The following is a 24,071-nucleotide window of genomic DNA, read 5'->3' as shown; positions in this document are numbered from 1 at the left end:
TAAAAATTGGAGTAATGCATTATGGCCTCTATAATACCAAAAAATGCTCCTTTCCTGTATCCGTCAAGTGAGAGTAAAGAAATAGCGTCATTCAACTCTACCAATACAGATAAAAAAATATCCGCTATTGCAAATGACACATTAGAAAAAAGCAGTACCAAATGGTACGTTAAGCTACCTCTTGCCCAAAATAGAAAGCCATCAGTTAATGCAACATGTTTAAGCCTGATGCCAGAGCTCTCTGAAATAGGCAAGCAAGAAAAAGCATTTAACATGACTCTATTAGATGTTGCTGGTGCTAAAGAAGCTCTTAAAACTCCTAAAAAAAAGATTCCTCCTAAACCACTACCTAGATCTAATAAAACATGTTTAAGTCCAAGGCCAGAGCCTTCTATAGTTGTTAATGCTGAAAATACTCCTAGCCCTCCATCTCAAGAGAATAAACCTGAATTCAAGTTTGTTTCTTCTGAGACTGTTCCAACTTTGCTTAAAAGTTCTTTTCAAATGAAGGGCACTAATCTACAAGAAGCGACTAAAGATCTGGGAACCAATTCATCGTTTAGCAACACCGAAGAAAATATAGAATCTAAAGAAGCGATTCCACAAGAAAAGCTTGATGATTGGGCTGGTGTGGATCAAATACTTAGCGAATGTTTTGAATTCCTTAAGGACAAGCCTTCTTAAACCTTTTCTAAAGAACCAGAATGCTATTTTAGTGCTTGTTGATCTCTTTTAAGATAACATCAGCAAGCACTTCTTATTAATCTTTGTAAAATTAATATATAATTTAAAACATTATTTCTGTTTTAATAATTAAAAATATTAATTATTTACTGTTTAATAAAAGTATTATAATATAAGTAAATATAACGGATCATGATCTACAATCCACAAACAATAACAACCTTATAAATTAATCTAATTATTCTAAAAAAATTAATAATGGTTTTATTTATGACTGTTCCTGCAATTTCTTCTACCTCAGGACCCACCTATGAGAACATCCAAAATATAACTCTTTGCGAGAGAGTCTCTAAGATATTCTCTAGCTTATATGAGAGAATATCTAATCTTTTTTCTAGAAAGCCAAAACAAATGAAGAAAGAAATAGAGCCTATTTATGATGTCCCTAAAAATAATCGACCAGTAAAAACCTTAACTCTTTACGAGAGAGTGTCTAAATTCTTTTCTAGAGGACCCAATCGATTAGAGCTGCTAGAAGAAAGAGTGAATAGGGAGAATTCTCATTTAAATCTATTTACAGCTCAGTTACAACAAGTCACTCAACAGCAACATCATTATATCTGTGTAAATGTAAAACGAATTGAGCATCTAGAAGCTTGTGTTTATGCTCTAAAAGACATGGTAAATACTAAAGAAGTCCAAATCAACTCATTAAAAGAAACCATTCTTTCTCTGGAAGAGGAACTTTATTCTAATAGAACACAAGTTAGCCAAGACAGTGGCTTTTCAGAATCCCCTTCTATGGAAAAAAAGCACAGCCTCCTCTTAAAAGCAAAGTCATACCTTGGAACTAAAATAGGGTAGAGAATCATTAATTGTGCCAGGACTTGAAAAGGGACACCCTAGCACAATCAATGTCGCAAAAAAGAGATAAACAGCTTAAATATTCCCCATTTAAGGGGATTATTAAAAAACTATTAAAACCCTATCCAGCAAAGAAGAATCCCGTATATTAGAGGGAAAATTCCATTTAGCCTAATAGAAGAATGCGAACTCATTGTGCATTTGACTAAAAGCTGTGGAAAAAACAGGATCATGAGACCACGAATTAAAAACAGCCAACCCAATAGGGAAATCAATACAAATAAACTCATATCCCAATAGTTATATTCATTAAGAATAAAAAGACCGATTAGTAGATTTAAAGATCCATGACAATAAAAAATCGCCGGTGTATTTTTCATAGATGTCATAATCTTATGAGCATTGTGATGATAAAATAACATCCACAATCCTAAAATTAATAAAAAGGGACCAAAAACTCTGGCCAACCCTATTGCCGTATCCACCCTTACCTCCTTAAATTTAAGTGTAGCTAATAAACTTCAACTTAAGGATTAAATAAATTAGTTGTCAATATATTGCTTATATGCGCTTATATTTACCAATTAATTCTGTTTGTGCAATAACATGTCCTTGCATAGCCTTCTCTACTTGTTTTTTATTAGCTCCCTCAGATAGATCTAACTCACAATCAAGAGCATAGAGTTTAAAAAAATAGCGATGCTCTCTATCGGGAGGGCATGGTCCTTGATAGCAAAGTGTTCCACCTGTATTTTTCCCGATAATTCCTTGAGGCATACTATCTTTAGGGATATGGGTGGTAGTTGGGGGGATGTTAAAGACAACCCAGTGGTCCCACATACAGTCTTTGCGAACAGATGCAGGAACATCTGGATCATCCATGATTAATACAAGACTTTTTGCTTGGAGAGGAACCTCTTTTATGATCAGCTCTGGATTTATATCATTGCCATCACAGCTATATTCTAGAGGAATCGATTCCATGTGATTAAAGGCAGAAGAGAGTAATTGCATAACTACCAATTTTATCTAGGTTTTTCTTTTACGCAGTTTATGAGAAATCCTTTTTGCAAATCAATCCATAATCCCTTTTTTTCTTGTTTAGCAAAATAAATCAGCCCTCTTGGGTAAATGCGTCCATTAGAGAAGATTTCCCATTTTTTATTCTTGATCAGTTCTTTGTTGTACTTGCAAATCTCTACGGCAGAAAGAGAATATTTCTTTTCTCTATTTAGAATGGAAGTAGGAAAAGGCTCATCGGAATGAATCCTGTAATAATAGATATCCTTTTCTAAAAAGATCTCAAAAGATAGATCTGTTTGATAAATCAAGGCAAGAGATTGTGCATTTTGCAAAGAGGAAAGGCAGTCAGCTACTTGATTGTTAAACCTATAGTCAGAGATCATACGAAAAATCTGCCACCCACTGATAGAGGCCATCATGCTAAAAATACAGATTGCAATCATTACCTCTAAAAGGGTAAATGACTTTCTATCCTTCGGATTTTTTACTGAAATCATCATTAGGCGCCTGCAGCTCTGTTAAACGCTTTGAAGTCACGCTAATTTGGTCGCCTTTTTCTTCAATCTTAAAGGATTCTCCCCAGCCATCTTTTAAGATATTTTCTGCATTTTTTACCATACCTGAGTTTTTTAAGTAGGTTTCTGCCTTAGCAACTACATCTTCAATAGAAGCTCCTTTAGCCACTTCTAACATGAGGGTGTCTTCAATAAGTTGTATAGCTCGCTCAGTTTTAAATACCTTTCCTTTATCAAGACTTCCTTTCATGCTAAATCCAAGAACGCTGCTAATGAGTCCGATTAAGACAATGACAATCATAATCTCTAATAAAGTGAGCGCTTGTTTTTTTTTCATAGAACTTCCTCTTTTTAATTAAAAGAGCCCACATCGGTTAGTGGAATAAGAATAGATAAAACCACAAGACCAATGATAGCTCCTAAAGCAATCAACATAATAGGTTGCAAAAAAGCTGAGATCTGTGCAAGGTGTTTTTCCAATTCTTCCTCATAAATTTTAGAAAGGTGAAAAAAAGCCTCCTCCATTTTTCCCGTTTCTTCTGCAATGGAGAGCATTCTTGTCATTAAAGCAGGTATAATGGGATGTTCATTATAGATCCATGAGAGCTTTTTTCCTTGCGCAAGCTTTTGCTGTGCGTCGATTAATACTTTTTCTAGTAAAGGATGTTTGATTGTTTTCTTGACTAAAGTAATCGATTCAATCAATGGCACCCCAGCGCTGAGCAACATAGCCATAGTACGCGATAGACGCAAAAGAGTATTATGAAAAAGAAGAGTACTTACATAGGGCAACTTAATCAAAATAGGATAGATAAGTTCTTTGAAATACTTTTTTAAAGCTAGTAAAGTTGCTGTACAAAGGATCAGTATGAATGAAAAAAAGGACCAAATATGCTGATTGAGTTGATTGCTCAAACCAAGCACAAAGGCAGTAACAGGATGCAAAGATCGATCTTGAAATAGCTCTTTCATAGAAGGAATGACAAATAACAGCAGTCCTAAAACAATCAGAAAAGAAAAACAAAAAAGAACACTTGGATAAGTAAGCGCAGATTTTAATTGCTTTCTCATCACCTGTTGATGTGCAATAATTTGGACAAGTTGCTCAAAAGTAGAAACCAAGTTTCCACTTTGCTCTGCAATATGCACCATGGAAATATAGATAGTATCAAAAGTATGAGGATACTTTTTTAAGGACTCTGAAAGAGGATAGCCTTCTTTCAAACGATGGCAAAGATCTAAAAATAAAGAATGTGCCTTGTGACGTACGTATTTTTCTTCAATGGTTAATAAGCTCTCATACAAGGGAAGTCCTGCTTTAAGTAACTGAGAGAGCTCTTTGGTAAAGATGAGTAGAAGAGTTGGAGCTAAAACCAGTTCTTTTTGTTTATTCTGTAGATGCGTTAAAGAAGTAATCAGAAATTGTTGCTTACGCAGTTTTTCCTTAGCTGTTTCCAAACAATCCGCATCAATAGCACCTTTAATCTCTTTGCCATTAGTAGTAATTGCACGATAGCGAAATAAAGGCATCTAACACTCCAAAATCTTAGTCACTCTCAATACTTCAGAAGTAGTGGTAATCCCTTTTTGGACTAAAACAGCTCCTTGCTGCCGTAAACTACTCATTCCTTGAGCTAAAGCTACCTTTTGCAGCGTAGTTGCATCTGCTGAGAGAAGCAGCTGTTGTCTAACCAAGTGATCTACATACATCAGCTCATAAATAGCATGTCTTCCCTTAAAACCAGAGCCATAACAAACCTCACAGCCATTCCCCCGATAAAGACCATCCTTTACTTCCCTTCTGCTAAGACCTATCTCTTTGAGTTCTTGATCAGAGGGCAGATACAGAGCAATACAGTGGGGGCAAATCCTTCTTACAAGACGTTGGGCTAATACTCCTAATACAGAAGAAGAGAGTAGATAAGGCTCAATACCCATATCCACTAAACGAGTTAATGCTGAAGGTGCATCATTGGTATGCAATGTGCTAAAAACCAAATGCCCGGTTAATGCGGACTGAATAGCAATCTCTGCGGTTTCTTTATCACGAATCTCCCCAATCATAATGACATCGGGGTCTTGTCTGAGAATGTGTCTTAATCCTGTGGCAAAGTTGAGATTAATTCTAGGATTTACTCCAATTTGGGCCATACCGGGAAGTTTATACTCAACGGGATCTTCAATAGTCATGATATTCATTTCAGAAGAGTTAATTTCTGATAGAGCGCTGTATAAAGTCGTTGTCTTTCCACTACCAGTTGGCCCCGTGACTAGCACAATTCCTTCGCTTAAACGAATCAATTTATTGAATGCGCTCAGCAGAAAAGGATCCATCCCAATTTTATCTAGCCCAAGAGATACATTATTTTTATCTAAAATGCGCAGCACAATCCTCTCTCCAAAAGCAACGGGTACGGTGCTTACCCGAAAATCGATCTGCCTTTGTCCCATATGCAGTTTAATTCTTCCATCTTGAGGTAGTCTATGTTCTGCAATATCTAACCGAGCCAATACTTTTATTCGCGTAATGAGTTGGGTTTGTAATTCTAGAGGGGGGGTATGGCGCATATGTAGTACGCCATCTACTCTATAACGCACCTCTAAGCCTTGTTCTGCTGGTTCAAAATGGATATCTGAAGAACCCTGTTGTACAGCTTCTGCTAAAATGACATTTAAAAGATGAATAACAGGAACCTCACTTGCGCTCTCTAATAAGTCATACCCTTCTTGCTCTTCTAAACAACCCTCTTGGTTTTGTTGCAGGCTTGCAATATATTCCGATGCTTCATTCTCTTTTTGATGAAAGAGCTGTTCGATCGCTTTTTCAAAAGCTCCTTGAGTTGTAAAAACCACCTGCGTATCTTTTTGCGTGATAAATCGGACCTGTTCTAAAGCTTCTAAATCAAAAGGATTTAGCATAGCAACAAGTACCTTCCCTATTTGCTCTTCCACTATTACTAGCTGATTTTTGCGAACAAAAGAGTAGGAAAGAGGAGAAATTTTATTTTTGATATAAAAAAAATCTGAAAGGTCTGGATAGAAAGCAATTTCTAGTTCTTTGACTTTTTCTTCCACATTTCCCATGGAGGGGCGCGCTTTAATTAAAGAAGCAGAAACTTCTCCCTGTTTAAACAAACCCGATAATTTTTCTAAAAACCCCGTTAGCATTGCCATATTATTTTTTAGTTAAGATGCTGAAGTCCATTTTTGATCTTTTTATATCGAGCCTTTTCTTGTGCTTCTACTAAGCAATCTAAAAACTCGGGCTGATCGCCTGGTCTTTTCCTGAGCTCCTCGTACAAAATTTGTTGCAATTGTTCCTTAGCATCTAAAATGATCTTTGGAGTTATGAAAATAAACATTTCCGTATCATTGCTTCTCAGCTTAGTTGCTCCAAATAGCTTCCCTAAGCCAGGTATATCTCCTAGGAAAGGGATCTTTTCTTCCTTATCCTGAGAAGCTCTACGCCTTAATCCCCCTAAAATAATGGTTTGTCCATCTGCAATGCACACCTCGTTTTCAATATGTCGCCGATGCACCAAAGGACGATCTTTATGCTCATCATGTCTTGTCGTATCAAAGCCAATATTAGTCTTTATAGTAACAAATCCGGTTTCCTCCATCTCTACCTCGTCTATAGAAGGTGGATGAATGGTGGGAATCAGGGTAATCATAATCCCATATTGAGCCCTAGAAAAAGACTTTTCAAACGCGGTCCCTTTATTGGTATCTAAAGGAGCTGCCCCATTATTAATCGAAATTTCCTCCACAATGTTAATGACAGCGGGAGTTTGATTTACAGTAATGATAGAAGGGGCTGCATTGAGTTGAATATCGTCTTGTGACATTAAAAAACTATACGCTAAATCATAAGCCGGAAAATGTTTAGAAGAGTTATTGTGCAGAAGAAACTCCAATACTCCTGATCCGCTTGGCGCTACATTAGAGCTCCATTTCAAGATATTTTTCGTTCCTAATTTCAACAAATTCATTCCTAAACTATTTTCACAATTGAGTTGTTTCTCGAACAATAACACCTCAATTTGTACCATCCTTTTGGGAATATCCAAATTACGGATGAGATCCTTGATTTTTCCTAGGGCATCACGGCGTACAACCATCAATAGAGTTCCTGTTTTAGGATCTGGAATAAAATGATCGCTACCATAATCGATCTCAACCGTTGATAACGTGTTGGAATTAATCGGTTTTGGCGCCACTACAAGAGGAGGAACAGGGGGATATCCATCAGGGGGTATTTTAAAAGGAGATCCGGGGGCTGAATAATTCAACCCTGCTTCTTTTTTAGTATCAGAAGAAGCTGCCAGAAGAGAGGTATAAACCTTTTCTAACACCTGCGCTAAATCATTGGGACTAGTATGGCGACAGGGATATAAATAAACTGTCATTTCAGCAGGGTTTTGCAGCTGATCTTCTGTTTCACGCACTACACGCTCTGCTTTATCCACTACTTCTTTTCTACCAATAGCCACTAAAGAATTGCCTTGCAAAAGAGAGAAAATAGTAAGTCCTTCTTGTTCATTCTTACTCAGATGGGGACGTGTTTTTTCGATAGATTCGCTAAAAAAAGACTGTAGTATCTTTTCCATTTCCTTAACCGACATCTTAAGCACGGGAATCACACGAGAAACCCTACCTTGCATCTGTCCCCATACGCTCTGATACAAATGTAGAATCTTTTGTACCTCTTCTCGGTTAGACACAATCCCAATCTTGGGACCAATTTGATAAATAAAAGTTTGCTTAGGATCAGAAAACTTTTCAAAAAACTGCTTTATGCTTTTTATGTGTTCAATAGGAGGGGAAAAGATATAAAAAACGCGACTATGTTCTGGTGTTAAGAGCAGCTGTTCTAAAGAAGAAGCAATTCTTTCAATACAAGCTGGTTCCTGCTTGAGTAAATATAACTGTCTAGCATAAGGGTTTATATTCTTAATTCCAATTCCGTTATGAGAGAGAATGATCTCTAATACATCATTCCAAGATTCTCGTGGGATAGGAACATTAGAGTGCATATTTAATTTCATGTTTGCCATTTCTGGAGGCACGATATATAGATAATCCAATGCGCCGTATTCAATAATTAAATGCGCAAGAGTGGTTTCCTCTTGATCCCAAAGAGCATATCCTTCTTCCTCCTGCTTAGCCTCTTTAATGACGATTTCTCGCCACTGTTTTTCTTGCGCATAAATTTTTTGTTTCATCGCATTCACTTCAGAAAGAAGAGCTTGAAACTGCTGCTGATTGGCTTCTGTATCATGTAGAATTTGTACCTGATGGTACCCTTCTTTTAATTGAGATCTTAAGATATAAATCTGCTCATTGATCTCTTTTAATAAAACATCTGTTTTAGCAGAGGATGGATTCTCTTCTTGTAATAACTTGTCGGACAAGGTCTGTCCTGAAAGCGTAATGGTCGCTAGACAGAAATAGAGAAGAATATTCTTCATAAACACCCCTTAAGAGTAAAAGGCGATAAGAGAAAGAGTTTTTTTCTCATTTTGGTTTCTTTTTTTTCCGTTTGAATAGGTAGTTGAACTTGTTGCATTTGCATTCTTGTTTCGTCAAAAAGAGTTCCTTTCATAAAACAGCAACCTTTCTCTTTTACAATAGCGTCAAAAATAAATACCTCTGCTATGAGACGATGATAAACATAATCTTCAATGTCTCTTGGTTTATCCAATCGATACCACCCAGAAGGGGTTTTGAATAACCAGTCTCCCTGCTTTAAAAAAAACCTCTTCTTCCCTAAACTACAGCTAATTTGCGTAGAACTTCTCATGCGAATTTTGGTAAAGGGGATTTCTATCTTTGTTCTTTTAGAATTTTTTTTCTGCAAAGGTATTTCGATTAAGCTGGAACAAAAGCCTTTTTCATCCCAAACCTCCAATTGCATTTGTTGAGGAAGAAGTTTTTTAACCCGTGCTAGAGGTAGTCCTTGGGTTTTAGTTGCTAGAGAAGCAACTTGCCACCGTTGGTCTTTAAATACAAGAAGGTCTGCTTCGGAAACAAAACACGCATAGCTTTGCATTTGATTCATGCATTTTAACGTGCCTTTCTCCTCCCATCCAGCGAATCTCGGACCCCCATAATGCTGGATCAATAAATCAAAACTCAAATAGCTGCTATTTTGTAATTGTTGCATAAAATCATCATTCGACATTTGCAATAATCCGGAAGAAGAAGAAATAAACTCTGCATTTTGTTCTGTAGAATGAAATTGTCGAGATACCTTTATTAAAATGGCCCCGTTAGTTAATAAAATAGGCTGAATCCAAAGCGCAGTCTTTTTTTCTGAATAAGCTAATCCTTCCTTACTCTCTTCTAGAAAAATCAACTCTTCATTTTTTGCAGTGAAAGATTTTTTTCCTTTATTCAGAGAAAAAGCTATTACTACAGATGATTGCTGATCTGGCCTGGTATTATAACCTAAAACTAACAATTCATTGGCAATACGCCTAGCCCAACTAGAGGTATGGTACTCGTTTAAGGCTAAAGCAGAAGAGCCGATCAGCTCATAGGGATGAAGAGGTATACGCGCTTGACTCACCTCTTCTATCAAGCGCACTTTTAAATCAGGTAGAGGACAAGAGAAAAAGAATAGACCGCTTGATAAGAGAACGAAACAAGCACATACCCCCATAATACAGTAGTTAAAAAGGCAGTGGATACTGCATTTGGTAGAAAGAAGAAAAATCACAGCGCATTACCCTCTAATTCTTAGGAAGATCAAAAGTGTAGGGGATTGAGAAAATAAAAAAAAGATCAAATAAAAGGGTCGAGAAACAGGCAATAGGTTGCTAAAAAATTCGATTTACTATTTTAATGCAATTAATAAGGTTACTATTAACTAATGAGGTCATATGGATGAGAATAAATCAAAAGAAGGAGTTTCTGTAAAAGAAATTGAAACATTTGCTAAACAACACCGTTTTGAATTTTTTTTCTGTTTAGCTTTTGCGCTAGCTTTTTTATTTGCGCTAATTATGTATTCTTGCGCTTGGTCTATAGGGGCTTCTGCACTAGGAGGAATTTTAGGTGTTCTATTCTCTAGAAAGGTTGCCTACTTTTCAAAAGCCGTTCTTAATTTCCTCTTTAGACAAGAAAGAACTACTCAATTCGTATTAGCTATTGTGGTTTTGATTCTAGCTATCTTTTTACCACCGCTGATTTTCCTACTATTAGGCCTTCACGGAGGTAAGGATCTCTACCATCTAGCAAGAGAGATACAAGCTCAGCATCCTAAATAAGATCTATTCTAATTCTTTTTTTCTCTGCTTGATATAGTCGAGCAGGGAAAAAGACCCCGATTGAAAATTACGTGCAAGAGTAGCGTAAGCTTTTGGATCATAGGTTTTAACAGGCTCTTCTACTTTAGACCAACCAGCATTGCATAAGATTTCTTCCCATGCTGCTTTTTCCCCCTCTTTTGAACCTAATTCTCTTTCTAAGGCAGCAATTCTTATCAGGTTATAAGCATACAACAATCCACCAGATCGTTTTTGCGAATCCATTTGTTCCCATAGAAAAGCATCCTTTTCTAAATCGCTTTTCAACTGTTTTGCTTCTTTTAGTGCAATCATGAACTTATCATTGGCGATTAATAGAGTTGTTTCAGAAAAACGAGTATAATACGGAGAAATTAATCCTTGTGCTCTTTCTAAAGCCTTCGTCATATAAGCAGTGGCTCTTTTTGTTTCTCCTGTGCTTAAAAGACGTTGTGCAATTAGACCTCCAAACTTGGTCTGTAGTTCCGGATGCGAGCTGACTAATTTTTCTAGTTTATTAAAAGCCTGAGGATCTCGCCACTTAGCATACATAGCATTGGCTTCCCTGTAAGCAGATGGTGACTTTCCTTCAAATCTCCCAAACTGGTACATAGCCAACATAGCCACAAAAATCCCGGAGCAGGCATATATAGCGATTTTAGATCGGTTCATAGAGCGATCTAAAAAAAAGATTTTTGCAAGAGCTGCCCTGCCAAACGGCAAAGGGTCTTCTGATTTAAGCTTTGTCATAATTTGAGTAAACCTTAACTTAAAAGAAGCTTTTGATAGACAGCTTCCATTTGATCCAAAGTATGAGTAATCGTATATTTTTGTTCTACTAACATCTTTGCATTTTCTCCTAAGAGCTCTCTTAAAAGACGATCTTCTGCCATTTTTAGCACAGCTTGAGCTACTGCCTCTGGGTCAGAAGAAGGAACTCTAAGACCGGTACTTCCATGAATACACACCTCTGGCAGACCACCTACGCTAGTTGTAATCAAAGGACGTTTTAAAAAAGCTGCTTGCAGTGTAGCTTGGGAGATCCCCTCATGAGCCACACTTAAAAGCATGAAAATATCTAAAGCACTAATAGCTGTATAAGGCGATTCTAAATGACCCACACAAATTACATTTTCTAATTTCATCTCACGAATCATCACAAGATATCTCTCTAAATACCCTCCTCCGATTAAAATCCATTTAATCCTCTGATGATTCCTTAATAAATCAGCCGCTTTTAATAAATCAGGAATCCCTTTCCAAGAACGCAATACGCAAGCCGTCCCTACTAAAATATCTGTGGGACTTAAACCTAGTTCCTTACGAAAAATAACCGTATCTTGCACAGCATCAGCAATTTTTGGATTCACCCCTGTGGCAATGCACTGCATACGTAAAGGGCTTAAACCTGCCTTTTCTTGCAGCAGGGGCAATACGGCAGAAGAAGTAGAAACCACAAAATCAGCAAGCTTATTATAAAGAATAAACCCATTTACCCCCCCTCGAATAGAAGTGGATAGATGGCGCGTTCGAACAATCCGCTTTTTGGATAGCTTGGCAGCAATCCCCGCTATCCATGCATCCAAAGAAGAATGCGTATTTATCAGATCGATCCTCTCTTTTTTAAACAACAACAACAATTTTCCTACGGTAGAAAAGAGAGCTTTCTTCTTAAAACAAAACGTATGAACCACAAACCCTTCCTGCCTAGCGCGTTTTGCCAATTCACTACCAGAAGAGAGCGCAAAAAATATCTCATGACCTCTTTGACGCATTCCTTCTGCTTCTGCTAGGATCCTCATTTCTTGACCGCCCCAGCCCATGGAACTTTCTGTATGAACGATTTTCATCTCATTTTCTCTATCTGTTGGATAATTTTTCTATGTCCTGCTGAAAAAGGGAACTTTGCCATATCTTTTTTTAAAACCCATATATAATTACTAAAAATTTCTTTTCTCAAAGCCCGCCAAATAGAAGGAAACAAAGTTGCTTTAAAATGAGTAAATGTATGATTTACCACATTTAAATGTTGTTTATAAATGGCTTGCTCAGAAAGAAAGGTAAGCAGGACCTCTTCCTGCTGACTCTCTTTTTCAAAATAGGGAAACTCATATAAATCAGCCATTAAACCAGCTCTCGTTTTTCTTAATAAAACACTATCCTGGTATATGAGTACAATCACGTTGCGATGTAAAAGTGTAACCTTTTTTTTAGGAGGTTTTTTAGGCAATAGATGCTGACTCTTTAATTCTCTTGCCTTGCAACCCATTTTTATGGGACATCTTATACACTTAGCTACTTTGCTACAAACCAGAGAGCCCAATTCGATCAGAGCCTCCATACAAACCCAAGGCTCAGTCTCTGGTAAAAGATTTTCTGTCTTAAGTTGTATAAGCTGTTTGGTTTTTGTCTTCGTGACATCCTCTTCTACATGATAGTAACGTGCAAGCACACGTGTTACATTCGCATCAACAGCAGCAGCTCTTTGATGAAAGGCAAAGCTCAAAAGAGCGCCTATCGTATAAGGCCCCAATCCTTTAATTTTTTCTAATTCCGCCCCGTCATCTGGAATGACCCCTTCATGTTTTTCGAGTATATATTTTGCAGCCAAATGCAGATTTCTTGCTCGGTTATAATAACCTAATCCTTCCCAGGCTTTAATCACCTCTTCCTGAGGAGCTAACGCCAACGTTTTCACATCGGGAAATATTGCCATCCAGCGCTCAAAATATCCTTCCACAACGCTAGCCCTGGTTTGCTGCAGCATCACTTCTGAAATCCAAACAGCATAAGGGGTTGGACACACCCTCCAAGAAAAATCCCTCTTTTGTTCTAAAAACCACTTTTTTAACGCTTCTACATCCACAATAACTCAAATAAGTAACAATTTTTCCACATCTAAACTCTTAAAAGATAACCATTCTATAAATTAAGCAATTAGTTGATCTAGTATATTTTTAGCCTTTCCATTATCTAGTAGAATAAAGGAGCTTATAACATATGGCATCGCAAAAAAATTGGAACCAGCTACACGAAGAGATTAAGATCAACCTGCAAAAAGAGGTATACTTAATGCGAGAGCTACTGGCAAATCTACATCAAGAAATACTAGATAAAGAACACTCTATGCAAATTATGCAACAACGCCAATCTCTCTTAGAACGTTTAAATCAAGCACGCGAGCTTAGATTAGTCGCCACCCAAAAACTAGAAACTCTCATAGACCCAAGCAATAAAGACTTAAAACTAGAGCAGATTATGCCCCTTGACGACGAACAGACAACAGAGGTTTTAAGCTTAAATGATCAGCTAGGTGCATTGACAAAAAAAATGAATCAACAGAACATTGATAATCAAAGTAGCCTTAAGCAACAACGTCGTTTAAAGCCGAAAAGTCCTAGAAAGAAAACAGCTATTGCAACTGAAGAGAAAAATACATCGCAATAGATACGTTGACACTTTATAAAAAAAAGAGAAGCTCATCGACTTTTCTTTTTTTTGTAGCTTCTTAAACTCCAGTATCTAACAAACCGATCAAGAACACATTTTTACCCAGAAACAAATGCATTATCTCTTTAGGATTTAACTATATAATTTAATACAAATTTCAATTAAAATAAACAACAACAATGGTTTTTCATATTAAATTAAGAGGTTTATATGACAATAGATTCAAGTAGTTATTTTTTATATACTTTAAATCAACCTTCGCTTTTTGAAGGTATCTGTTCTTATCTTAAGCCAATAGACATGAATAATCTTTTGAAAACTCATTTACCTATCAAAAATACAGTAGAAAATTTCAAAGAAACTTATCCCAAAGGCTATAGCGCACTATTTGCAAATATCTGCCAACTTAAAAATAGGGAAGAATGCAATACAGAAGTCTTAAACTCTCGTCTAGAAAGAGCTATAAAAAATGATCTTTTAGATATCATTCCCCTTTTCATAAACTCTGATAGATTTCCTGAAATATCTAAATTAAACCTGAGCATATTTTTGCAAAAGGCTACAAGAGAGGCTCGTTTAGATATCGTTCAGGCTCTTATACAATCCGATAGATTTCAGGAAGTATCCACATCAATCTTAGGCTTTTGTTTACAAGAAGCTATAGAAAATGGCCATTTAGGTATTGTTTACGCTTTAGGCTCTAGTAGATTTGATGAAATATATCCAGAGAGATTAGGCGAGTTTCTAAAAGGAGCTGTAAAAAATGGCCATCCAAATATTGTTCAGGCTCTTATAAGATCTAATAGATTTCAAGAAATTGATCCATTAGTCTTAGAGGCTTCTCTTAAAGAAGCGGCTGAAAATAATCATCTAGAGATACTTCAACTTCTTATACATTCTGGTAGAATTCAGGAAATATCCACATTTTGCATAGAAAAATCTTTAAAAAGAGCTATAAAAAATAGCCATCCAAATATTGTTCAGGCTTTCATAGATTCTGATAGATTTCAGGAAATTTGTGGCTTAACCTTAAGCCGTTTTTTAAGAATGGCTGTAAAAAATAATTGCCTAGATATCGTTCAAGCTCTTATACAATCTAGTAGCTTTTCTAAAGTTTATTTAATAAATTTAAGCTTAGCTTTACATAGAGCAGTACAAAATAGTCACTTAGATATCGTTAAGGCACTTATCCATTCTGGTCGAGCTCATGAAATTCCTCTATTGTATTTAAGTTTCTCTCTGAAAGAGGCCAGAAAAACCCATCACCAGGAGATCATTGAAACCCTTGAATTGCTCATTCATCTCATAGAGAGATGATGCAATTTGAAATCTACTTCGGATAATAGATAAAAGAGTATAGTGAAACAAGCTTATTTGACCTTTGCCAACAAAGCGCTATCTTAAGGATAAAAACATGCCTCCTTCTTCTGCCGGTCTCATTTATGGGCCAGGGACTCATCATCTGGATCATTTGGCTCCTTTATGTGCTATTTTAGGGATCCCTTTAATTGTTACAGAGGAGCTACTCTTAAAGCAAGTACGAGAAGTCTACCCTTTTGTGGATGCGCTCTATGTTGATTGTTTAGAGCTTCCTTTTTTTCTAATAAAAAATTATCGATTTGTGTTTTCTTGCTTTTCGCGTATTGTGCTCAACGAGCTTCTCTTCCTTGCAGAATTGCTTTCTAAAAAAAAAATCCATCCCATTTGGTGTCCTCATGGAAACTCTGATAAAGGAAATATAAAGCCTTATGCAGAAGCGCTGTGCCAAGAAAATTTGCTTTTAGTATACGGACAACAAATGATTGATTTTTTTAACCGTCACAAGTTGAGAAAACCCTATGTGATCACAGGTAATTTCCGCTATCAATTCTATATGCAACATAAAGCCTGGTATGATGCCTATGTGGCAAAAAAAATTTCCCTAAAGCAGAAAAAAAACATCCTATACGCACCTACTTGGCAAGACTATGAAAAATCCAGCTCATTTTTTTCAGTGATTGATTTTCTGATTGAACAAAAACCGGCCAAATACACACTGCTCATTAAACCCCATCCTAATTTGAGGTTACAAAATCTCTTTCTTGTAGAGGAGTTAGAGGAAAAATGCAAAAACCTTCCCGGTGTGTATTTTATTTCAGATCCAATACCTATTTATCCTTTATTGAATCATTGCGATCTATACATTGGCGATCGCTCTTCTATTGGTTATGATTTTTTACATGTAAACCGACCTATGTTTTTTTTAAATCAGAATGATCTAAAAGAACCTCTAAGCACCTACCTCTTTCGCTGTGGCTTAGCTATTTCGCCTCAGAACTACTCCCACATTTACTCTCTAATAGACCAGACGCAACAAGAGCTTACACCTATTAGAGAAAAGGTATATCAATATGCTTTTGCCTCTTGCTCATGTCTTAAAGAGCTCAAAAAAACCATTTTTCACGCATTAGATGAGATTAAAGACCACCAGATATAACTGGTGGCATTCTTTTTTAACTATCTACACTATGAAAATTGCTCTACAGGATTTTTATCTTTTTTATCTTGTTCTTGTGAAACAATCTCTGTACCGGAAGGCTCACTATTATCATCTTCTGCAAATGCCACACCATGTAAAGAAACCACAGCCGCTAGTAAAAACCAAATGCTATTTTTCATAATACCTAAGCTCCCTATTTTTAAGACTTTTTCTCCAATGCAAGGCATAGTACCTTGACCCTCATTGCCTGGAAGTTTTAATAATTTTTACTTTTTTTGCAATATTTTTTCTTGAAAATTAAAGAAGGATTATATCTATTTCAAGGCAGGAAGAACACATACAAAATTGAGCTCATCAAAACTTCCTGCTGTTGCCATAGCTTCTAAATGATAAAAACACTGACCTTCTTGTAGAATATCCACTTTGAAAACCACCCCAACATGCAGACCTGCAGGGAAAACACCATCTAATCCGGTTGTGATTAAAAGATCTCCAACGTTTAACAAAGCAACAGAGGATAGCTTAGAATCTTTTTCATAGGTAAGACCAGAACGTAAATCTCTAGCAGGTCCTTCTTTGTCTGAAAAATCGTAATTAAATCCCGTTCCCTTTAAGAAAGATCCACAGGAGCGCCATAACGGGCGCCCTGTTCCCTGCAATTCGCCTTTGGCTAAATACATATTCTGATTCACAGGAGTAAATTGAGCTTTGAGACGAGTAAGCGCTGAAATGGCTTCTTGCATTTCATGAGAGCAAGTACTATTAGTGCTTTTTTCCAAGGAAAAAATTAAGGCATTGAGTTGTTCTAGCAAAAAATGATCTTGCTGTTTGCCTCTAGCAGCTCTTACTGCAACGGTAAGACGATTATCGGTAATTAAGCGTACACGACTTTGTGTTTTATGGATGAGATCAATCACTCCTACCACAGAATTACCGACGAGAACAGGACTATTTTTAGCAATCACTACTTCTTGCAGATGCTTATTATCGGCTTCTCCTACATTTATCCAAATATAGTTACTCCAACTTCCAGGCTCACGAAAGATAACCTTAGCAGGAATCGCTCTAGCTTTTAGCTGCAAAACTTTCCTAATTTCTTGGCAACGACGCTGTAAGAACAGCTTTTCACTTTCTTGAGAGCCTAAATTGCTCATAGACTTGAGTAAATCCATTTGTTCGTGTATGCGCTCTTCTGATAAAAGCCACTCTTGAATATGATCAACTTGCAAACGAAGTAAATAGTTATCTTGCTTAAGCGTTTCTATTTCTTGTTTTGCAGCAGATGGTGTGGAAAGATTGAGAGGGTGGGTTAATAAATAGATGCGATCCCAAAAACAGGAAAAAGCACTGATTGTCATCTGGCGCAATATAAGAGATTTGTCTGGAGAAAAAGAAAATAGTACAAAAAAAATTCCAGTGAGAAATATATAAGAACGATAATCTATTTTCCGCATATAACATCTAATAAAGATTGTGCTACATATTCTATATTGCCTGCATTTAAGCCGCAGAAATTCATTCTACCATTTGCTGTCATATAGATCGCATATTCTTCTTGCAATTGTTTAACTTGAAAGTTATTCAGTCCGCTTAATCCAAACATTCCTAATCCTTTTTTCAAATAGGTATGTTTTTTTAAACAAGCACATAAAGAATGGCGCATTTGATGCATTCTTTTGCGCATAGAAAAAAGCTCTAATTCCCACTCTTTTTTTAAGTCGCTACTTAAAATATGCGCGACAATTTGCGCGCCATGCTTAGGCGGATTAGAATAACTAGTACGTACAGTCCTTTTCAACTGGCTCATAATATTTTTTTTGACAGAACCATTTTCCACAAGAACCCATAAAGCTCCTACTCTTTCTGCATAGAGGCCAAAGTTTTTAGAACAGGAAAAGGCAACAAGCATTTCCATTCCTTCTTCTGCAAACATTCTGATCATCGCACGATCTTTTTCTATGGATTCTCCTAATCCTAGGTAAGCGCAGTCAAATAAAGGAATGATTTTCTTATCTTGGCACACTTTAAGTAAGATCTTGGATTGGGCGAGGTTTAAATCCATCCCTGTTGGATTATGACAGCAAGCGTGTAGTACTAAGATGCTTTTTTCTTCAATGAGAGAGAGAAATTGGATGAGTTTTTCAAACTCTATGCAGTGATTAACTTTATCATAATAAGGATAGGAACAAACCTCTAAGCCACAATTCATGAAAATTCCTTGATGATTGGGCCAGGTGGGGTTGGAGACATAAATCTTAGAAGGCATTTCTTGTTTTAAAAAAGCCCCTGCTAACTTCAGAGCCCCTGCTCCTCCAATTGCTTGTATGGCAGCTAACCTTTCTTGATGAGCAGCAAAAAAATCAGCACCAAATACCAATTGTCCTACTGTTTCAAGAAAAAAAGGATCTCCTTCAATCGGAAGATAAGTCTTTGTTTTTTCATTTTTCAATAGATATTTTTCTGCGTTTTCAACGCTGGATAAAACTACTGTGAGCAGATCTTCATTTTTGTAAACACCCACTCCTAAGTCTACTTTATTTTTACGTATATCTGCTTGAAAGCTAGTCTTTAACTGAAAAATTGAGTCGGGTGGTAATAGTGGTACTTGATCGAATACCCCCATGTTCTGCTCCTTTTTTTGCATTGTATGCACAAGAGCGTTTTTGAAAATACAATAAAAACAAGGTTTTTATCTAAAACATTCTATTTAATTTGATCAAAATTAAATATTCAAATAAAGTTTTTTATCTCTTTCTATAAAAGGCTAGTTTCCTATATGAAAATTACTTCCCATTTTTACACTCGACCATCATTTGCAGATAGAGCCTTAACAATTAAAGATTGGGTATATAACGCTACAGAAGTGTTTATCCAATTTTGCACAGAACGCATATGGCACTATTTAGAGCAAGATTATTTGCAACCTCACCTAAAAAAAATCAATGACCTCTGTATATCTGAAGAAAATTCTCCTCTTTTAGAAGTCCATCTTACCAACATCTGCATCGTTTTAGAAAAAAACCCCTCTCTAACTAAAACCTATATCGATCTTGCACAAGAGGTAAAAAATATCTCCCCTGATTTACTTGAAATCTATCAGATTGCAAATGAATACCCAGAACTGCTAAAAACTCACTTGCAAACCATTCAAAAAGCAAAGGAACTCAAGTCAAGTACACCGCTTTTAGAAATCTATCTTAGAACGGTAAAAAAATGTAAAAACAGCCCAGATAAGGATCTCTCAAAACAGATCTGTGGTGCTTTTACCTGCTATCAAAACTTTAAAACAAATAGATCTCTTCAAGGGCTTTTCCTTGCAACTACCAGTCATATTTGGAATCTAAAAAAAGAGCTGGCAGAATACCACTTACAGAGCATGTACAACCTCTGTAATTTTAAGCCACTTATGCTAGGGTCTCATCTTACCATTAACCATCTTATTTGTTCAGATACACAGATTTTGGAAGCGCATCTCAACAATATTAATAGCATTCCACTACAGTTCTTAGAAGACTATCTAAATATCTCATTTAGTTTAAAAGACGACCCAACGCTATTAAAGCTTTATATCCACATTAGTTACATCATAAGAAAGGGCACCGCACTAGATGCTCATCAGCAAAATACCCAAACAATTTGCAAGCTACAACCGCATACTCTAAAAGCTTATTTGGACATGATTCTTTATTTAGAAAATACCCATCTATTAGAACGCTATATTCATGGAATTTATAATATTAATTATACAAATAACACTGATCTATTAGCTTCGCATTTTCAAAAAATGCACTCTATCTATCATTTTAACAAAGAACTATTAGAGCCGCATTTTCAAAATACCTGCCATTTATGTCTATATCTCAGAAATTATATGCAAAACGTCTATAACACGGAAAATGACCAAGATGTGGCATGTGTTATCTACAGCATGCATAATGTAACATATCTCTCTCAATTACATCCAACGCTTTTGGACACGTACCTTGTAACTTGCCAAAACTTGAGAAACTACCAAGGGAAAATAGCGCATAATTGCAACACCTACTTTATCTCTCAAAAGAACTCCGATTTGTTAGAAACTTATCTTAAAACGACTCTATTTTTACAAAATACGTACTCTAGCCTATTCTATTTACATCTAGAGAATATAAAAAATATCTGTAAAAACAAACCCACTTCTTTAAACGAGTATGTTTCTACGGTCAATAAATGGATAGAAACAAATAAAGAAATCTCTCTTCTATTCTATATTAATCATACCTACAGTAGTTACTTCATTTTACAAAACAATTCTGAATTAACAAGTCTTTATCATGAAACTTACGAACTATTAGATAGCAAACAAGAAGATTTATACTGCCATATGTGTAACATCTGCTCGATTACTCAAAGCCACCCACATCTACTAAAAGACTATCTAGAAACTACTCTGTTATTCATAAACACACACTCTAACTTATTATGGCCTCATTTACAAAACACACAAAACATCTATGCTTCTGATGCAAGCTTTCCTGAATATATCTCCAAGATACTTAACTTAAAAAATAACCAAGAGTCTCTAATCATTCATATCGGTCATATTTTCAATATACATCGTCTGAGTAAACAGCATCCCTTACTTTTACCTCTTTATCATCTCACTTTTGACGCTTTAGAAAGTCATCTAGAAAGCCAGTCTTATCACGTATATAATACCTACCGCATTAGCATATTACTTACGCAATATTTAAAACGTTATTTGAACACTATTCAAAAAGTTATACCTGTATGGATGTCCCAAAATAAACCTAAATGTTCCTGGTTAAATAACCAGTTGCAAAGCATCCAAAGATTTTCCTTTGAAGATACAAGCGCGCTGCAAAAACACCTTCAATTGATTTCCCAAATCGATCCTATTTTTGAAGGAAGATCATTTTTGATAGAAGAAATCCTAAAAAATATGCAAGAAGAAGAAAGAAAAGAATTTATATCTACATCCCCTGAAATCATGCCTTATATAATAGCTAAAAGTATCTTTCTTTATGGTTTTCATCCAAAATACCATGCATTAGTTCCCTGTTTTTTTGAGCCTAAAGTCCAACAGGAAATTGCAATTTTTCGCAAAGAATCCCATAAATACAATATCTTTACTCTAGAAAAAATCTTTACCAATGCAATAGTTTTCGCTAACTACTGGAATGAAGAAATGCCTGAAGATGATACGAGAGCTGTAGCTAAAAAAATGCAAAATTTATGGATAGATGCTACCCAAGGAGAAAACAATCTATTTATGCAATGCTGGAAGGAAGCTGCTAAAACTTTAGAGATTTAATCTAGCTTGAAAATAGTCAGAAACCGTAGTATCTTAAGAGTTCTAAGGGGCGTTAGCTCAATTGGTAGAGCGCAACAATGGCATTGTTGAGGTCAGCGGTTCGATTCCGCTACGCTCCATATATGATGAGCCTAAAAACAGAAAAGTTTCTAAGCTCAATTTAAGTCTTGAACCCTATAGACGCCTACTTGTTTCCGTCCCAATTACAAGGGATGTTTGCCCATCTTGAACGTTTAAGGCAACAGATGCCTTGCCTGCAATGAATTCTAATAAAGGTTTCCACTCAGTTAAATCAGAACTAAAAAGCAATTCTTCACCTGTGCATTTAGCATAAAAGGTTTGTTTTATTTCTATTGTTCCCCACTTTTCCTCATTTTGACTTAAATGAATCAAGTCCCCTTTTAAATAGCAGCTAATAGGTAAAGTAGTGTTGGCTAAGAACTCAATGATCTTATCGGGATGAAGTGCAATCTCTCCTAGATCATTTTCTGTTAAATCACAGAAATTAACAATCCTCACATCTTCAGAAGATGTTTCTCGGAGATTAATCGTATCATTTGCAAAAATAGACAGACAAGCCATAGTACAAGCTAGAATCATATATTTTTTCATTTACTTCTCCTTATTACAGTTGTAGCGTATAAGGTTTTAAAATACTCAAAACCTGTCTAGAAAAAACCGCTAAAAAGCGATCCCAATAGCCCCTATAGTGTACTTTTTTGAATTAAATAATAAAAGATAAGAAGTTTACTGTTAGCCTTCATGTAAGAAATATTAACTTCTTTTTCTTACAAAAGATTGACAGTAACGTCTATTCTCTCAATATATTTGAGGATATTTAAACTAAAGAGGGGCTTCTTGCAAAAAACGGTTAAATTTCAATCAACGGTATTTTTTTCAGTTCCTCTTTAGAAGACGACTAGCCGCGTGCAGTTTTGTCATTAACACAGCTGATTTTAGAAGATTTTTCCGATAGATGGGATTCTAAGCAACGTATTAAATAGAGAAGTTCTTTATTAAAAAACAGAGCCTTATCTAAGAGATAAAAATTGTTCTGTTAGCTTTTTTCTCAAAAAAACAAACGAACTACTCTTAAGAATACTTTCAAAGTAATCTTTGACCTTGTATTTATTTATATGTTTCTTTTAATTTTAATATATAAAAAATGATTATTATTTTAATATAAATTAAATCTGATTGTTAGTATAATTAATAAATTAATTAAAAAACCTGATATGATAACTATAACACCTATTATTAAAGACCAATCAGATACAAAACGTTTCCCAGAAACGATCCCTGGAGCTTTCTGCAATAAGAACTATAAGTTTATTCGAGTTGCTGTAGACTCCATAAGTAGATTATGTCTAGCGCTTTTTTATCAGATTATCTCTTATTGCTATAAAGTTGTGGGTTCTTCTACGGCTCGTTATTATGAATCTCTTGCCAACTATCAGAACAGAAAAGTAAAAAATTTTTTTTACTTATCTAAGGATTGGAAACGAAATCCTCGATTTTTCTTTGAATTCCTCACGTAAATTCAATAAGCCCTATATTGTTAACAAAGAGGGGATGCTAAGAAATATATATGGAGATGATGCTGTCGATCAATTGATGCAAACACAAGTAGAAAATATTCATTTCTTTAAAGATAAGCTTTGCAAATTAGAAATGGAGTCAAGTGGATACTGTTTAGGAATGAGTTTTGATTTTATTTCTAACTATCTTATGAGTATAAATTCAGTAAAACCTGGATTAGAAATTTTTGTTACTCGTTATAAAGACGGAGCTCCAGATAAGGCTGAACTTGGACACATCCTCTATAGCGCTATGTGTAAATATCTCATCAAAAAAAATCCACAACTAAAAAACTTAAATAGACAGCTTGCTAAAACAAAAAAAAGATTGAACTATAGCAAATATAAACTTAAATCTTTTAAAAAAAAACGTAAAAAAATGACGCCTAAAGAACAAAAAGCCTGGACAGTAAAGCTTACAGAAGAGACGTTAAAAACCAATAGAAAAATCGAAAAATTACATATAGACGGAGAAAACTTGAGATTAGAACTGGCATTAAAAAAAACCCTTCCATAGCAAAATTTTTTGGATTTTTAATAGATATGAATAAAAATAAAATGGATTTTTACACATTCAAAACAGAGAAAGCGGACTTTGAGAATTTTGCAAATGATTTACCAAATGACGTTTATAGTGTAGAAACTTGTCCTGAGCCAGCGCATGCAATGGTCTATATCAAAACAGAGGAAGGAAAACACATTATTTACGATCCTAATCTAGCTATCTTAGCAGTAGACCCTTCTGTATCCGCAACAAGACTGTATGAAATAGTAAATCCTTATACAAAAGGAGAAGATTGTCATGTTAGCTTCTCTCCATGCTCCCTTATCCAAAAAAATATATCTAAAGTCTTAAGTGAAGTCTCTTAAGAATTA

25 protein-coding genes and 1 tRNA gene are annotated in these 24,071 nt (G+C 35.7%); 11 read left to right on the top strand and 15 right to left on the bottom strand.

The window, feature by feature from the left end:
• Positions 1-21 precede the first annotated feature (21 nt).
• Positions 22-684, top strand: a complete 663-nt coding sequence (locus tag RHTP_RS00415; protein ID WP_138106073.1) for a hypothetical protein — start codon at positions 22-24, stop codon at positions 682-684.
• A gap of 270 nt (positions 685-954) precedes the next feature.
• Positions 955-1,548 (top strand): hypothetical protein, encoded by a 594-nt coding sequence (locus tag RHTP_RS00410; protein ID WP_138106072.1) that lies wholly within the window; start codon positions 955-957, stop codon positions 1,546-1,548.
• 113 nt (positions 1,549-1,661) lie between these two features.
• Here the strand turns inward: RHTP_RS00410 and RHTP_RS00405 are convergent, their stop codons facing one another.
• From RHTP_RS00405 to RHTP_RS00370, 8 genes are all read right to left on the bottom strand, one after another.
• Entirely contained in the window at positions 1,662-2,033 is a 372-nt protein-coding gene (locus tag RHTP_RS00405; protein ID WP_138106071.1) for a hypothetical protein, read from the bottom strand.
• A gap of 76 nt (positions 2,034-2,109) precedes the next feature.
• Positions 2,110-2,562, bottom strand: coding sequence for a YbhB/YbcL family Raf kinase inhibitor-like protein (locus tag RHTP_RS00400; protein WP_138106070.1), 453 nt, complete (start codon positions 2,560-2,562; stop codon positions 2,110-2,112).
• 11 nt (positions 2,563-2,573) lie between these two features.
• On the bottom strand, positions 2,574-3,014 hold the full coding sequence (locus RHTP_RS00395) for a hypothetical protein (RefSeq protein ID WP_171005678.1): 441 nt from the start codon (positions 3,012-3,014) through the stop codon (positions 2,574-2,576).
• A gap of 25 nt (positions 3,015-3,039) precedes the next feature.
• Positions 3,040-3,423, bottom strand: a complete 384-nt coding sequence (locus RHTP_RS00390; protein ID WP_138106068.1) for a type II secretion system protein — start codon at positions 3,421-3,423, stop codon at positions 3,040-3,042.
• Positions 3,424-3,437: 14 nt separating this feature from the next.
• Positions 3,438-4,616, bottom strand: coding sequence for a type II secretion system F family protein (locus RHTP_RS00385; protein WP_138106067.1), 1,179 nt, complete (start codon positions 4,614-4,616; stop codon positions 3,438-3,440).
• Positions 4,617-6,260 (bottom strand): type II secretion system ATPase GspE, encoded by a 1,644-nt coding sequence (gspE, locus tag RHTP_RS00380; protein WP_244609498.1) that lies wholly within the window; start codon positions 6,258-6,260, stop codon positions 4,617-4,619. It abuts the gene before it with no gap.
• Between the two features lie 8 nt (positions 6,261-6,268).
• Positions 6,269-8,557, bottom strand: a complete 2,289-nt coding sequence (locus RHTP_RS00375) for a type II secretion system protein GspD (RefSeq protein ID WP_138106066.1) — start codon at positions 8,555-8,557, stop codon at positions 6,269-6,271.
• Complete coding sequence (locus RHTP_RS00370; protein WP_138106065.1) at positions 8,554-9,807, bottom strand: hypothetical protein; 1,254 nt, start codon at positions 9,805-9,807, stop codon at positions 8,554-8,556. Before RHTP_RS00370 ends, RHTP_RS00375 begins: the two co-directional genes overlap by 4 nt.
• 163 nt (positions 9,808-9,970) lie before the next feature.
• Here RHTP_RS00370 and RHTP_RS00365 point away from each other — a divergent pair, with 163 nt between their 5' ends.
• A complete protein-coding gene (locus RHTP_RS00365; RefSeq protein ID WP_138106064.1) occupies positions 9,971-10,357 on the top strand; it encodes a hypothetical protein in 387 nt (128 codons plus the stop codon).
• Positions 10,358-10,360: 3 nt separating this feature from the next.
• On the opposite strand, the gene RHTP_RS00360 is transcribed toward RHTP_RS00365, so the two are convergent.
• From RHTP_RS00360 to RHTP_RS00350, 3 genes are read right to left on the bottom strand one after another with little or no spacing between them, the layout of a single operon-like run.
• Entirely contained in the window at positions 10,361-11,125 is a 765-nt protein-coding gene (locus RHTP_RS00360) for a hypothetical protein (protein WP_138106063.1), read from the bottom strand.
• Between the two features lie 14 nt (positions 11,126-11,139).
• A complete protein-coding gene (locus RHTP_RS00355) occupies positions 11,140-12,225 on the bottom strand; it encodes a glycosyltransferase family 4 protein (RefSeq protein WP_138106062.1) in 1,086 nt (361 codons plus the stop codon).
• The gene (locus tag RHTP_RS00350) at positions 12,222-13,241 is read right to left on the bottom strand and encodes an A/G-specific adenine glycosylase (protein ID WP_244609497.1); all 1,020 of its coding nucleotides are present in this window, start codon (positions 13,239-13,241) and stop codon (positions 12,222-12,224) included. The genes RHTP_RS00355 and RHTP_RS00350 overlap by 4 nt, the downstream gene beginning before the upstream one ends.
• Before the next feature lie 134 nt (positions 13,242-13,375).
• On the opposite strand from RHTP_RS00350, the gene RHTP_RS00345 reads away from it, so the two are divergent.
• The 3 genes from RHTP_RS00345 (at position 13,376) to RHTP_RS00335 (ending at position 16,301) form a co-directional block, all read left to right on the top strand.
• Positions 13,376-13,822 (top strand): hypothetical protein, encoded by a 447-nt coding sequence (locus tag RHTP_RS00345; RefSeq protein ID WP_138106060.1) that lies wholly within the window; start codon positions 13,376-13,378, stop codon positions 13,820-13,822.
• 213 nt (positions 13,823-14,035) lie between these two features.
• A complete protein-coding gene (locus RHTP_RS00340; protein ID WP_138106059.1) occupies positions 14,036-15,142 on the top strand; it encodes an ankyrin repeat domain-containing protein in 1,107 nt (368 codons plus the stop codon).
• A 97-nt stretch (positions 15,143-15,239) separates the two neighbouring features.
• A complete protein-coding gene (locus RHTP_RS00335) occupies positions 15,240-16,301 on the top strand; it encodes a CDP-glycerol glycerophosphotransferase family protein (RefSeq protein WP_138106058.1) in 1,062 nt (353 codons plus the stop codon).
• 29 nt (positions 16,302-16,330) lie between these two features.
• Here the strand turns inward: RHTP_RS00335 and RHTP_RS00330 are convergent, their stop codons facing one another.
• The 3 genes from RHTP_RS00330 to RHTP_RS00320 form a co-directional block, all read right to left on the bottom strand.
• On the bottom strand, positions 16,331-16,531 hold the full coding sequence (locus RHTP_RS00330; RefSeq protein ID WP_138106057.1) for a hypothetical protein: 201 nt from the start codon (positions 16,529-16,531) through the stop codon (positions 16,331-16,333).
• 87 nt (positions 16,532-16,618) lie between these two features.
• On the bottom strand, positions 16,619-17,758 hold the full coding sequence (locus tag RHTP_RS00325; protein ID WP_138106056.1) for a rod shape-determining protein MreC: 1,140 nt from the start codon (positions 17,756-17,758) through the stop codon (positions 16,619-16,621).
• A complete protein-coding gene (locus RHTP_RS00320) occupies positions 17,746-18,927 on the bottom strand; it encodes an amino acid aminotransferase (RefSeq protein WP_171005677.1) in 1,182 nt (393 codons plus the stop codon). The genes RHTP_RS00325 and RHTP_RS00320 overlap by 13 nt, the downstream gene beginning before the upstream one ends.
• A 153-nt stretch (positions 18,928-19,080) precedes the next feature.
• Between RHTP_RS00320 and RHTP_RS00315 the strand changes: the two genes are divergently transcribed.
• Both RHTP_RS00315 and RHTP_RS00310 read left to right on the top strand, forming a co-directional pair.
• Positions 19,081-21,618, top strand: coding sequence for a hypothetical protein (locus tag RHTP_RS00315; RefSeq protein WP_138106054.1), 2,538 nt, complete (start codon positions 19,081-19,083; stop codon positions 21,616-21,618).
• A gap of 46 nt (positions 21,619-21,664) precedes the next feature.
• A tRNA-Ala gene (locus tag RHTP_RS00310) sits at positions 21,665-21,737 on the top strand.
• Between the two features lie 55 nt (positions 21,738-21,792).
• On the opposite strand, the gene RHTP_RS00305 is transcribed toward RHTP_RS00310, so the two are convergent.
• On the bottom strand, positions 21,793-22,230 hold the full coding sequence (locus RHTP_RS00305; RefSeq protein ID WP_138106053.1) for a hypothetical protein: 438 nt from the start codon (positions 22,228-22,230) through the stop codon (positions 21,793-21,795).
• A 623-nt stretch (positions 22,231-22,853) separates the two neighbouring features.
• Here RHTP_RS00305 and RHTP_RS00300 point away from each other — a divergent pair.
• From RHTP_RS00300 to RHTP_RS00290, 3 genes are read left to right on the top strand one after another with little or no spacing between them, the layout of a single operon-like run.
• Positions 22,854-23,156: a hypothetical protein gene (locus tag RHTP_RS00300; protein WP_138106052.1), complete on the top strand. Its 303-nt coding sequence runs from the start codon at positions 22,854-22,856 to the stop codon at positions 23,154-23,156.
• A gap of 34 nt (positions 23,157-23,190) precedes the next feature.
• A complete protein-coding gene (locus RHTP_RS00295) occupies positions 23,191-23,712 on the top strand; it encodes a hypothetical protein (protein ID WP_138106051.1) in 522 nt (173 codons plus the stop codon).
• A 26-nt stretch (positions 23,713-23,738) separates the two neighbouring features.
• Positions 23,739-24,065, top strand: a complete 327-nt coding sequence (locus RHTP_RS00290) for a hypothetical protein (protein WP_138106050.1) — start codon at positions 23,739-23,741, stop codon at positions 24,063-24,065.
• Positions 24,066-24,071: the final 6 nt, after the last annotated feature.

Source organism: Candidatus Rhabdochlamydia sp. T3358, from assembly GCF_901000775.1.
Lineage (GTDB): Bacteria > Chlamydiota > Chlamydiia > Chlamydiales > Rhabdochlamydiaceae > Rhabdochlamydia.
Note: the sequence above shows the minus strand (reverse complement) of the source record. Positions and strands in the feature narration are given on the sequence as shown.

What these genes read in the sequence shown, in the direction of transcription:
- RHTP_RS00365 (WP_138106064.1), top strand. Translation starts at nt 9,971, where the DNA reads ATGGATGAGAATAAATCAAAAGAAGGAGTTTCTGTAAAAGAAATTGAA.
- RHTP_RS00300 (WP_138106052.1), top strand. Translation starts at nt 22,854, where the DNA reads ATGATAACTATAACACCTATTATTAAAGACCAATCAGATACAAAACGT.
- RHTP_RS00375 (WP_138106066.1), bottom strand. Translation starts at nt 8,557, where the DNA reads ATGAAGAATATTCTTCTCTATTTCTGTCTAGCGACCATTACGCTTTCA.
- RHTP_RS00315 (WP_138106054.1), top strand. Translation starts at nt 19,081, where the DNA reads ATGAAAATTACTTCCCATTTTTACACTCGACCATCATTTGCAGATAGA.
- RHTP_RS00320 (WP_171005677.1), bottom strand. Translation starts at nt 18,927, where the DNA reads ATGGGGGTATTCGATCAAGTACCACTATTACCACCCGACTCAATTTTT.
- RHTP_RS00335 (WP_138106058.1), top strand. Translation starts at nt 15,240, where the DNA reads ATGCCTCCTTCTTCTGCCGGTCTCATTTATGGGCCAGGGACTCATCAT.
- RHTP_RS00360 (WP_138106063.1), bottom strand. Translation starts at nt 11,125, where the DNA reads ATGACAAAGCTTAAATCAGAAGACCCTTTGCCGTTTGGCAGGGCAGCT.
- RHTP_RS00325 (WP_138106056.1), bottom strand. Translation starts at nt 17,758, where the DNA reads ATGCGGAAAATAGATTATCGTTCTTATATATTTCTCACTGGAATTTTT.
- RHTP_RS00390 (WP_138106068.1), bottom strand. Translation starts at nt 3,423, where the DNA reads ATGAAAAAAAAACAAGCGCTCACTTTATTAGAGATTATGATTGTCATT.
- gspE (WP_244609498.1), bottom strand. Translation starts at nt 6,260, where the DNA reads ATGGCAATGCTAACGGGGTTTTTAGAAAAATTATCGGGTTTGTTTAAA.
- RHTP_RS00345 (WP_138106060.1), top strand. Translation starts at nt 13,376, where the DNA reads ATGGCATCGCAAAAAAATTGGAACCAGCTACACGAAGAGATTAAGATC.
- RHTP_RS00415 (WP_138106073.1), top strand. Translation starts at nt 22, where the DNA reads ATGGCCTCTATAATACCAAAAAATGCTCCTTTCCTGTATCCGTCAAGT.
- RHTP_RS00305 (WP_138106053.1), bottom strand. Translation starts at nt 22,230, where the DNA reads ATGAAAAAATATATGATTCTAGCTTGTACTATGGCTTGTCTGTCTATT.
- RHTP_RS00395 (WP_171005678.1), bottom strand. Translation starts at nt 3,014, where the DNA reads ATGATTGCAATCTGTATTTTTAGCATGATGGCCTCTATCAGTGGGTGG.
- RHTP_RS00330 (WP_138106057.1), bottom strand. Translation starts at nt 16,531, where the DNA reads ATGCCTTGCATTGGAGAAAAAGTCTTAAAAATAGGGAGCTTAGGTATT.
- RHTP_RS00410 (WP_138106072.1), top strand. Translation starts at nt 955, where the DNA reads ATGACTGTTCCTGCAATTTCTTCTACCTCAGGACCCACCTATGAGAAC.
- RHTP_RS00295 (WP_138106051.1), top strand. Translation starts at nt 23,191, where the DNA reads ATGCTAAGAAATATATATGGAGATGATGCTGTCGATCAATTGATGCAA.
- RHTP_RS00400 (WP_138106070.1), bottom strand. Translation starts at nt 2,562, where the DNA reads ATGCAATTACTCTCTTCTGCCTTTAATCACATGGAATCGATTCCTCTA.
- RHTP_RS00385 (WP_138106067.1), bottom strand. Translation starts at nt 4,616, where the DNA reads ATGCCTTTATTTCGCTATCGTGCAATTACTACTAATGGCAAAGAGATT.
- RHTP_RS00340 (WP_138106059.1), top strand. Translation starts at nt 14,036, where the DNA reads ATGACAATAGATTCAAGTAGTTATTTTTTATATACTTTAAATCAACCT.
- RHTP_RS00355 (WP_138106062.1), bottom strand. Translation starts at nt 12,225, where the DNA reads ATGAAAATCGTTCATACAGAAAGTTCCATGGGCTGGGGCGGTCAAGAA.
- RHTP_RS00290 (WP_138106050.1), top strand. Translation starts at nt 23,739, where the DNA reads ATGAATAAAAATAAAATGGATTTTTACACATTCAAAACAGAGAAAGCG.